The sequence below is a fragment of the Kitasatospora sp. NPDC059571 genome (genome assembly GCF_042735675.1).
Classification (GTDB): Bacteria; Actinomycetota; Actinomycetes; order Streptomycetales; family Streptomycetaceae; genus Kitasatospora.
In genome coordinates, this window is sequence record NZ_JBHWBW010000311.1 from 1 (window position 1) to 9,414 (window position 9,414).

Here is a 9,414-nt window from a genome sequence, read left to right on the forward strand (position 1 = left end):
CAGCGCCCGCCCGGCGCCGCCGCAGGCGCCGGCCGCGGGCGACGGCACCGAGCACCATCCCCTGCCGGTCGGGGCGGAAGGCGTCGCCGGTCTCCCGGAAGAGCTGGACGAGCTCGTCCTCGGTTCGGAGCTCGGGCGGTTCGGACATGGCTGGTTCACCGTCTCTGCGGTCGGATCGGGGGGCACGGGTCGGCGGGTCCGGGCGGGCGGACCCGGCCGGGGGCGGCGGCACGTGGCGGGCGGCGGCCGGCGGCGTTCGGTCGGGCGGCTTGCGGAACGGCGCCCGGCGGGCGGGCACCGGGCGGTCGGGCGGTCGGTTCAACGCAGTGCGAGGTCGTGCAGCGCGTCCCCGAGCAAGGTACGCAGCCTGGCCAGGGCCCGGGAGGTCTGGGTGCGCACCGCGCCGGGACTGGAGCGGAGCAGCTCCGAGGTCTCCTCGACGCTGACGTCCTCCCAGTAGCGCAGGACCAGGACCGCGCGGTCCCGGGGGGACATCCGGGCGAGCGCCTCCAGCAGGGTGAGCCGGAGGGTGGAGTCGCCGTCGGGACCGGCCAGGTCGGGGATCTCGCCGGTGGGCCGTTCGGTGGAGCTGCGGCGGCGCACGTGGCTGAGGAAGGTGCGGTACAGCACGCCCTGGGCGTAGGCAGCCGGGTTGTCGATCCGCCGGGTGCCGGGGCGCCAGCTGCTGCCGGGGCGCCAGACGGCGTACATCCGGCCGAGGGTCTCCTGGACGAGGTCCTCGGCGAGATGGGTGTCACCGCCGGTCAGCAGGCAGGCGGAACGGTACAGATGACCACTGCGCGTGGCGGCGAAGTCCAGGAACTCCTCGTCCCTGGCTCCGCGCGCCGTGCCTCCCCTGGCCATCCCGCCGCCCCCGGTCGTCCCCGTGTCGTTCCGCCTGCCATCTGTTCTGACGCGGCGGGAGGGGCGGGACGTTACAGCCGGGGGCGGAATTTCTCGAACGGGCGGTCGACCGGGCCCGGCGGGTGCCGGAATCGGCCGGTTCGGAGCCGCCGGCGGGCCGGCGCGGGCGGCTCTGCGGCACGCCGGCGGGGGCGCCGGTCAGTGCGAGCGGCGGGTCACCAGCTCGGCGAGTGCGAGCAGGTCGTCGGCGGCGGCCGGATCGGGGACGGCGTCGGCGAGGTGCGCGATGGCGGACGCCATCCGCTCGCAGGACTCGCCCTGCGCCCAGGCACGGCCACCGGCCCGCTCCACCGCAGCCGCGGCCTGCTGGAGCTCGGCGGCGTTCAACGGACGGTCCAGCCGGTAGAGCGCGGCGAGCTCGGCGGCGGCCGCGGTGCCGGAGCTCAGCGCGTACACCACGGGCAGCGACTTCTTGCGGGCGGCGAGGTCGGCCCCGACCGGCTTGCCGGTGACCGTCGGGTCGCCCCAGATGCCGATCAGGTCATCGATCAGCTGGAAGGCCAGCCCGATCTCCCGGCCGAAGGCGTCCAGCACGTCCGCGGCGGCCTCCCCCGCCCCCGCGTACAGCGCGCCGATCGCGCAGGCGGCGCCGAGCAGCGCACCGGTCTTGCCCTCGGCCATCGCCAGGCACTCGGCCAGCGTGACGTCGCTGCGCTGCTCGAAGGCGCAGTCGGCCTGCTGGCCGGCGCAGAGCTCGACCACGCAGTCGGCGAGCCGGCGGACGGCGGACGGGGCCGCCGGGTGGGCGTCCTCGGCGAGGACGCGCAGCGCCAGGCTGTGCATGGCGTCGCCGGCCAGGATCGCCTCGGTGGTGCCGAACACCCGCCAGGCGGTGGGGCGGTGGCGGCGGGTGCGGTCCCGGTCGATGACGTCGTCGTGCAGCAGGGTGAAGTTGTGCACCAGCTCCACGGCGGCGGCGGCCCGCACGGCGACGGCCGGGGTGCCGCCGGCGGCCTGGGTGGCGGCGAACACCAGCGCCGGGCGGATGGCCTTCCCCGTACCGGCGGCGCAGGGCGTGCCGTCCGCCTCCCACCAGCCGAGGTGGTAGCCAGCGATCCGGCGCATCGACGGGGGCAGGGTGTCGATCGCTGCGTGCAGGGCCGGGTCGACGGTGCTGCGGGCTCGGGCGAGGACGTCGGCCGCCTCGTTCCCGTCGGTGTGGTCGCGTTCGGGCGCGAAGATCCCCATCTGGTCCTCCCCCTCGGTGTGGTGGCCCGGGGCGGCGGCCGCCGCCCCGGGCCGTGGTGTCCGTGCGGACGGGTCAGTCGCGCCGTGCCACGTCGACGTTCTCCAGGACGCCGACGGCGTCCGGCACGAGGATGGCCGCCGAGTGGTAGGCGGTGACCAGGTAGGAGATGACGGCGGTGGCGTCGATGCCGGCGAACCGGACGGACAGGCCCGGCTGGTACTCGTCCGGGATGCTCGCCGGGCGCAGGCCGATCACGCCCTGGTTGTCCTCCCCGATGCGCATCCCGAGGATCGAGGTGGTGTTGTCGGCGCCGATCGGGATCTTGTCGCAGGGCAGCAGCGGGACGCCGCGCCACGCCTGCACCCGGCGGCCCTGCAGCTCGACGGTGGCCGGGTAGAGGCCGCGGCGGCTGCACTCGCGGCCGAAGGCGGCGATCGCCCGCGGGTGGGCCAGGAACAGCCGGGTGCCGCGCCGGCGGCTCAGCAGCTGGTCCATGTCGTCCGGGGTGGGCGGGCCGGAGTGGGTCTGGATGCGCTGCGCGTGGTCGGCGTTGCGGAGCAGTCCGAACTCGGGGTGGTTGACCAGCTCGTGCTCCTGCCGCTCGCGCAGGGCCTCGACGGTCAGCCGGAGCTGGTGCTCGGTCTGGTCCATCGGCTTGTTGTAGAGGTCGGCGACCCTGGTGTGCACCCGCAGCACCGTCTGGGCGATGCTCATCTCGTACTCGCGCGGGGCGAGTTCGTAGTCGACGAAGGTGGTCGGCAGCAGGTGCTCGCCGACGTGGCCCGCGGAGAGCTCGATCGCGGCCTCGCCGTGCTTGTTCTGCGGGCGGCCGGCGCCGTCGGCCAGCGCGGCCAGCCGGCCGCGGAGCTCGGCCGAGCCGCGGGCGAGCTCCGCGAAGGCGGCGCGGGGCAGCGCGAGCAGGGTGCCGGCGGTGGCCGCGCGGGCGCCCTCGGCCCAGTCGGCGGACGGCCTGCCGAGCGTCTCGTCGCCCAGGTGGTCGCCCTCGGCGAGCAGGCCGAGCACCGTCGCGTCGCCGTACCGGCCGGTGCCCGTCCGCTCGATCCGGCCGTGCGCGATCAGCAGCACCTCGGAGACCGGCTCGCCCTCGGCCGCCAGCACCTCGCCGGCCCCGAAGTCGCGCCGGACGCAGCGGTCGGCCAGCGCGGCGAGCAGTGCGTCGTCCTCGATGCCGTGCAGTGCGGGCAGTTCGCGCAGGGTCTGCGGCACGACCTGGAGCCGGGAGCCGGTGTTCACGAAGCCCACCCGGCCGCCGCCGACCGCGTGCCGCAGGCGCCGGTTGACCCGGTACGTGCCGCCGGACACCTCCACCCAGGGCAGCATCCGCAGCAGCCAGCGGGAGCTGATCTCCTGCATCTGGGGGGCGGACTTGGTGGTGCTGGCCAGATTCCGCGCACCGGCGGTGCTCAGGCTGGACTGCTCACGCACCTCCGGAGCACCCCCCTGCCCAGGAATACCAATGCTGGTTTCGGTCGACATCGAAGAACCCTTCGCATGAGGCAGGTGCGCACCGGAAGTACCGTCGTGCGAAATCATGCTGACGCCCATTCGGCCGGGCGCGCAATCACTCGTACGAGTGGCGCAGCGGGGCCTACAAATAGTACGAATGGATCGCGCGATCGAAAGGCATTCACGATCGCAACTGAATATGCCACAGATGATCCGCCATGGACACGACCAGTCGATCGGGGCGGCGATCCCGGCGCAGCCCCGCCGCGGGCCCGGAATTCACCGGACCGAAACATTCCGCGCCGGGCCGACACGAGCACGTCATCGATCACCAACTACCCTGCGGTTCCAGGCATGTTGGCCGAACATGCCGGCGACCCCCCACCCCCCGTTCACCCGGCCCGGCCCGGGCGCTAAGGTGCCACCTCAAGAGCGCGGCGAGACGCCGGCAGGCAGGCCGCCCCGACCGCGCCCTCCCACCGTTGCGCCCTTTTCCAGGGAGATCCCCGTGAGCGCCCCCGTTCGCGTCTGGCTGAACCGCACCTACGCCGAGAACGTCTTCTTCATCGACCTGCTGCGCAGCGCGCCGCGACCGGTGGAGGTCCATGCCACGCACGTGGATCCGGACTCCCCGGTGCTGGCCGCCGCGGACTTCGGTTCGCTGGAACCCGATCGGCTCTCCCCCGAGGCCTATGTGGAATTCGCGCTGGAATTCTGCGCGCGCAACAGCATAGACGTCTTTCTTCCGCGGCTGGGCCAACTCGCGATATCCCTGCGTCGGCGCGACTTCGAGGCGATCGGCACCGCGCTGGTCTGCCCGCCGGCCGCGGCGATCGCCGTGTTCGCGAGCAAGGTGGACGGCTACGCCGCGATGGCGGCGGCCGGTCTGCCGGTGCCGCTCTGGCGCCACGTGCGCACCGCGGACGAGCTGCTGGCCGCCGTGGAGGAGATCGAGGCGGACGGCTCGACCGCCTGCCTGAAGCCCGCCACCGGCGCGGGCGGCGAGGGCTTCCGGGTGCTGACCCGCGAGCCGTTCACCCTGCGCCGGCTGACCGGTTTCCCCGACGCCCGGGTCCAGCTCGACCAGGTGCTGGCCGCGCTGGAGGCCGACCCCGAGCCCGCCGACCTGCTGGTGATGCCGCTGCTGGAGGGGCCCGAGGTCTCGGTGGACTGCCTGGCCGCCCCGGACGGCCGCCTGCTGACCGCCGTCGGCCGCACCAAGGACCGGCGCCGCCGCGCCTTCACCACCGACCCGCGCTACCTGGAGCCGACCCGCCGGCTGGTCGAGGAGTTCGGGGTCGGCTACCTCTCCAACGTGCAGTATCGACACCACCACGGCCGGCCGGTGGTGCTGGACGTCAACACCCGCCCCTCCGGCGGCCTGCACCAGCTGCGGCTGTGCGGCCTCAACCTGCCGTGGACGGCGGTGCAGCTGGCGCTGGGCGAGCACCCGGCCGTCCCGGCGGCCCTGATCGACACCGAGTACACCCTGGTCTCCGGCGTGCAGCCGGTACTGCCGCGGCAGCTCGCCCGCGGCTGGGAGCGCGCCGCCGCCGCCACCGTCGGCTGACCCGACGGGCCGGGCGGGCCGGCCGGCGCGGTGCTCAGCCGCCCGGCCCGTCCCAGTCGAGGGTCGGCGGGAGCACGCCCTCCAGGGTGAGCAGCCAGCGCTTGGTCTCCAGCCCGCTCGGGCCGCCGCCGAATCCGCCGATGCCGTTGGCCGCCACCACCCGGTGGCACGGCACCAGCAGCGGCAGCGGGTTGGCGCCCATCATCTGGCCGACCGTCCTGGCAGCCGTCCCGGGTTCCGCCACGTCCTCGAACACCCCGCTTCGCGCAGCGAGTTCGCCGTAGGTGATGGTGCTCCCCCAGCCGACGTCGGCCGACAGGCGGCGGAGCACGGCGAGATGCGGCCCGGAGACCAGCCGCCAGTCGATCGGCAGCCCCAACTCCTTGCGGCGGCCCGCGAAGTACTCGCCGACCCGGCCGCGCACCACGGCCGCGACGCGCTCCTCGGCGCACTCCGGGACCCCGGCGGTCAGTCCGGCCACCGGCTCGCCGGTGTACGAGACCGCCGCCACCCCGGCCGGGGTCACCGCGAACCGCATCGGCCCGGTGGGCAGCGGGGTGGGGACGGTGACCCAGGACAGCTGCTCCATACCGCGAACCTACCCCGCGGCGGGCGGGCGGAGCACGGCCGTGTCGAAGACCACGGTGGAGGCGGTCACCAGCCCGTCGCTCAGCGCCATCCGGTCCACGCCCTCCCACTCCAGCCGACGGCCGGCCACGGTGGCCGAGGCCCGCCAGGCGATGAAGCAGCCGTCCCGGCCGGCGGCGTGGTCGACCACCGCGAGCCGCAGGTCGGGCAGCCGGTCGAGGGCGGCGGCGACCTGGGCCGACCACGCCTCGATGCCGCGGAGCGGCTCGGGCCGGCCGGGCCAGTGCAGGACGATCCCGGGTGCGCTCAGCTCACCGGTGCGAGCCGGGTCCGGCGCCGCCCAGAACGCGGCCCAGCGTGCGACGAAGTCCTCGTGTGCGTGCATCGTGCCTCTCCCCTCGGTCACGGGCCCCAGATACATACCCGAAGTACGTACCCTGGGTATGTAATGTACGGCCCGCTACGATGCCCGTCAACGGAGAGAGGCGGCACGGTGGCGGGACGACGCACCCAGGCGGACCGGTCGGAGGCGACCACCCGGCAGATCGTGGCGGCGGCGGCCGACCTGTTCGGGCGGGCCGGGTACGCCGCCACCTCGATCGACGACGTCGCCCGCGCCGCCGGGCTCACCAAGGGCGCCGTCTACCACCACTTCGACGGCAAGACCGCGCTGCTGCGGGCGGTCTTCGCACAGGCGGAGGAGGACCGCGCCCGCCGCCTCGCCGGGGCCGCCGCCGGCCTGGCGCCCTGGCCCGCTCTGCGCGCCGGCTGCCGGGCCTTCCTGCAGGGCTGCCTCGACCCGGCCGCCCGGCAGGTGCTGCTGCTGGACGGACCGGCCCAGCTCGGCTGGCCGGAGGTGCGGGCCGTCGAGCAGGAGCACTCGATCGCCCTGCTGCGCCGCGGCGTCGAGCGCGCGATGCCCGGCGCCGACCCCGGCATCCGCTCCCGCCTGCTGCTGGGGGCGCTGTGCGAGGCGGGCATGCTGCTGGCCGGGGCGGCGGACCCGACGGCCGCGCTGGCCGCGATCGGCGCCGAGACCGACGCGCTGCTGGACGCACTGGAGGCCGCCGCCCGCTGACGGCGGACGGCGGCGGCGCACGGCGCCCCGAAGGGCTCAGAGATGGTCCGCCAGGTAGCCGGAGAGCTTCCGGCACCATGCGGTGAGTTCCTCGCGCTGGTGGGCCTGGCCCTCGGCGAGCGCGCCGACCTGGGGGTCGGTGAGCCGGTCGGAGCCGGACTCGCCGAGCATCCGGGACATCTCGCCCAGCATCACGGACAGTCGCCGCGCATCGTCGTGGGCGAGCATGACCAGGGCATCGGTGTGGCTGATGGTGACGGAGCCGGGCATTTGCAACCTCCCGTAGGCCTCGGGCCTTGTCGCGGGCATTCCGGTGGCCCCCCGTCCACCGTACGACCGCCCGGCGGCGGCCGCCCGGTCAAACCGGGAGGGCCCGGGCAGCGCTACCCGACGGCGTCCAGGGCCGCGGTCAGCCGGATGTGCCCGGGCGGCTGCGGGAGCTCGGCCAGGTCGTGCCGGAACCGCCGGCCGCGGTCGTCCTCGCCGGCCGGGCGGAATCCCAGCGACGGGTAGAAGTCCGCGGTCCGGTGGTTGCGACCGGTCGGCCGGTGCAGGGCGTCCACCGCGCCGAGGCCGGCCCGCCGCGCCTCGGCCAGGACGGCGGCGAGCACCGCCCGCTCCACCCCGCGGGCCAGCACCCGGCAGCTGAGCAGCACGTTGTCGATCCGCAGGCCGTCCGCGGTACGGCGGGCGAACACCGCCCCCACCACGCCCTGGTCGCCGAACCGGTCCAGCGAGCGGACGGCGAGCACCTGGCGGTCCGGGTCGTCCCGCCCGGCCCGCACGTCGGCCGCGCCGAGCCGCTCGCCGGTCAGGTTGAACTGGTTGGTGCGCAGGGTCAGCTGGGCGACCCTGGCGATCTCGTGCGGCCGGACCGGCGAGACCTCGACCGCCATGCCGAGCGCGCCGAGCTGCTCGGACGTCGGCTCGGCCCCTCCGTCGGCGGCCGCGCCCTTGGCGGGGAGCAGGGCAGCGCGGCGGGCCGCCTCGGTCCGGTAGTCGCCGGCCCGGGCACGGTCCTCGGCGGTGAGCGCCGGGACGTCGAACCAGCCGTCGGCGAGCAGCCGTTCGACGTGCTCGGCCGGTTCGCCGGTCAGCGGGACCACCGCCACCTCGGGCAGTTCCGCGGCGACCAGGGCGCACTCCACCGGGGAGTCGTCGACGAACACGAAGGCGTCGGTGCCCAGCCGGAGGTCGGCCGCGAGCTCCTTCAGGTGCTCGGCCTTGGGCCGCCAGTCCGCGGCGATGCGGACGAAGTCGTCCGTGCGCAGCACTAGGTCGGGATGGTCCCGGAGCACGTCCAGCACGGGCTGCCGGTCGTTCTTGCTGCTCACGGCCAACAGCACCCCCTGCGAGCCGAGTTGGGCGACGATCCGCTGGAAGCGGCCGAACGCCTGGCCGCGCAGCGTGCCGGCCGCGGCGATGCCGTCCGGGCCGTCCTCGCCGAGCACGCCGTCCCAGAGCGTCCGGTCGAGGTCCACCACGAGGGCCTTGCGGGCGAGCCCGCACCGGGACCGGACCAGGTGCGCCACCTCGCGGGCGTACCGGCCGAGCAGGTCGTCGCCCAGCCGGGCCTGGGCGTAGGCGGCCAGCCGCGGGTCCCGGACCGGCCCGCCCTCGGCGACCAGCGGGTCCAGGTCGACCACCGCGACCCGCTCGTGGCGGGCGGCGAGGCGGAGCAGGCCGATGTTGAACTCCCGCCACAGGATGCCGAACCGGGCCCGGGAGGCGTGGTCGATCAGCTGGTGGGTGTGGCTGCGCAGCAGCGGCACGGTGTTGAGCACCAGGGTGCCCGTGCCGTGCGCGGTGTAGCGGCCGGCGAGGGCGTCGAGCCGGGCGAGAGTGTCGGCGGCGGCGCGTTCGGCGTCCTCGACGCGCCAGGGAGCCGGGAGTGCGGCCAGCACGGCCTCGGCGTCCAGCACGCAGAGCACCACGTCGGTGCCGTCCGCGTAGGCCGGCCCGGCGGTGTCCGCCAGGTCCTCCGCCCAGCGGTCGAAGTCGGTCAGGACGGGCGCCAGCAGCAGCCCGCCGCGGGCGAGTTCGGCGGTGAGCGGCGGGACCAGGCCGGCGACGGTGCCGGAACCGGTGACCACGGCCGTGATCGCGCGGACCCCGGGGTGGTGCCGCCGGACCTCGTCCGGGTCCACCCGGGCGAGCAGCCGGCCGGCCCTCGGGAGGTCCGTGCGCGACGCGGCGGCGAGCAGGCCGGCCACGGCGGGGTACTCCGCGGCGGCGCGCCCCTGCTCGACCAGCGTGCGCAGCCGGTCCGGTTCCGCGGTCATGCCGCCCTGCGCCAGGAGTTCGGGTTCTGGTAGTCCAGCGCGCCGGTCCAGGTGATCCGCCGCGGGGTGAGCGCCGACTCCGCGGGCCGGGCGGCCAGCGTGTGCAGGACGGCGGTGACGACGGCGATCTCCTCGGGGGTGGGGTTGCCGGCGGTGAACCTGATCTCGGGTCGGGTGTCGTTCACGGTGCTGCCTCCTCGGCTGGTCGGTCCGCTGGGATCACATCGGGGGGTTGCCGTGCTTGCGGCTGGGCAGGTCGGCGTGCTTGGTGCGGAGCATGGCGAGGGAGGCGGCGAGGACCTGGCGGGTCTCGGCG

The 9,414-nt window shown here is 75.3% G+C and carries 10 protein-coding genes; 2 read left to right on the forward strand and 8 right to left on the reverse strand.

What is annotated here, in order from left to right:
• Positions 1-318: 318 nt before the first annotated feature.
• The 3 genes from ACFV0G_RS27370 to ACFV0G_RS27380 all read right to left on the reverse strand — a co-directional run bounded on the left by ACFV0G_RS27370 (position 319) and on the right by ACFV0G_RS27380 (position 3,610).
• On the reverse strand, positions 319-864 hold the full coding sequence (locus tag ACFV0G_RS27370) for a SigE family RNA polymerase sigma factor (RefSeq protein ID WP_380553407.1): 546 nt from the start codon (positions 862-864) through the stop codon (positions 319-321).
• Positions 865-1,062: 198 nt separating this feature from the next.
• Positions 1,063-2,112, reverse strand: a complete 1,050-nt coding sequence (locus ACFV0G_RS27375) for a family 2 encapsulin nanocompartment cargo protein polyprenyl transferase (RefSeq protein WP_380553410.1) — start codon at positions 2,110-2,112, stop codon at positions 1,063-1,065.
• Positions 2,113-2,185: 73 nt separating this feature from the next.
• Complete coding sequence (locus ACFV0G_RS27380) at positions 2,186-3,610, reverse strand: family 2B encapsulin nanocompartment shell protein (protein WP_380553413.1); 1,425 nt, start codon at positions 3,608-3,610, stop codon at positions 2,186-2,188.
• Positions 3,611-4,088: 478 nt separating this feature from the next.
• Between ACFV0G_RS27380 and ACFV0G_RS27385 the strand changes: the two genes are divergently transcribed.
• Positions 4,089-5,150: an ATP-grasp domain-containing protein gene (locus ACFV0G_RS27385; protein ID WP_380553416.1), complete on the forward strand. Its 1,062-nt coding sequence runs from the start codon at positions 4,089-4,091 to the stop codon at positions 5,148-5,150.
• Between the two features lie 34 nt (positions 5,151-5,184).
• On the opposite strand, the gene ACFV0G_RS27390 is transcribed toward ACFV0G_RS27385, so the two are convergent.
• Entirely contained in the window at positions 5,185-5,739 is a 555-nt protein-coding gene (locus tag ACFV0G_RS27390) for a methylated-DNA--[protein]-cysteine S-methyltransferase (protein ID WP_380553419.1), read from the reverse strand.
• A gap of 9 nt (positions 5,740-5,748) precedes the next feature.
• Entirely contained in the window at positions 5,749-6,123 is a 375-nt protein-coding gene (locus ACFV0G_RS27395; RefSeq protein ID WP_380553422.1) for a nuclear transport factor 2 family protein, read from the reverse strand.
• 108 nt (positions 6,124-6,231) lie between these two features.
• Here ACFV0G_RS27395 and ACFV0G_RS27400 point away from each other — a divergent pair, with 108 nt between their 5' ends.
• The gene (locus ACFV0G_RS27400; protein WP_380553425.1) at positions 6,232-6,816 is read left to right on the forward strand and encodes a TetR/AcrR family transcriptional regulator; all 585 of its coding nucleotides are present in this window, start codon (positions 6,232-6,234) and stop codon (positions 6,814-6,816) included.
• A 36-nt stretch (positions 6,817-6,852) separates the two neighbouring features.
• On the opposite strand, the gene ACFV0G_RS27405 is transcribed toward ACFV0G_RS27400, so the two are convergent.
• From ACFV0G_RS27405 to ACFV0G_RS27415, 3 genes are all read right to left on the reverse strand, one after another.
• Positions 6,853-7,086: a hypothetical protein gene (locus tag ACFV0G_RS27405; protein WP_380553428.1), complete on the reverse strand. Its 234-nt coding sequence runs from the start codon at positions 7,084-7,086 to the stop codon at positions 6,853-6,855.
• 113 nt (positions 7,087-7,199) lie between these two features.
• Positions 7,200-9,098 carry an HAD-IIIC family phosphatase gene (locus ACFV0G_RS27410; RefSeq protein ID WP_380553431.1) on the reverse strand — a complete coding sequence of 633 codons (1,899 nt, stop codon included), beginning with the start codon at positions 9,096-9,098 and terminating at the stop codon, positions 7,200-7,202.
• Positions 9,095-9,283, reverse strand: coding sequence for an acyl-CoA carboxylase subunit epsilon (locus ACFV0G_RS27415; protein WP_380553434.1), 189 nt, complete (start codon positions 9,281-9,283; stop codon positions 9,095-9,097). The genes ACFV0G_RS27410 and ACFV0G_RS27415 overlap by 4 nt, the downstream gene beginning before the upstream one ends.
• Between the last annotated feature and the right edge of the window lie 131 nt (positions 9,284-9,414).

Excerpts from the sequence above, each read along its gene's own strand:
- ACFV0G_RS27370 (WP_380553407.1), bottom strand. The coding sequence starts at position 864 with ATGGCCAGGGGAGGCACGGCGCGCGGAGCCAGGGACGAGGAGTTCCTG.
- ACFV0G_RS27410 (WP_380553431.1), bottom strand. The coding sequence starts at position 9,098 with ATGACCGCGGAACCGGACCGGCTGCGCACGCTGGTCGAGCAGGGGCGC.
- ACFV0G_RS27390 (WP_380553419.1), bottom strand. The coding sequence starts at position 5,739 with ATGGAGCAGCTGTCCTGGGTCACCGTCCCCACCCCGCTGCCCACCGGG.
- ACFV0G_RS27395 (WP_380553422.1), bottom strand. The coding sequence starts at position 6,123 with ATGCACGCACACGAGGACTTCGTCGCACGCTGGGCCGCGTTCTGGGCG.
- ACFV0G_RS27405 (WP_380553428.1), bottom strand. The coding sequence starts at position 7,086 with ATGCCCGGCTCCGTCACCATCAGCCACACCGATGCCCTGGTCATGCTC.
- ACFV0G_RS27380 (WP_380553413.1), bottom strand. The coding sequence starts at position 3,610 with ATGTCGACCGAAACCAGCATTGGTATTCCTGGGCAGGGGGGTGCTCCG.
- ACFV0G_RS27375 (WP_380553410.1), bottom strand. The coding sequence starts at position 2,112 with ATGGGGATCTTCGCGCCCGAACGCGACCACACCGACGGGAACGAGGCG.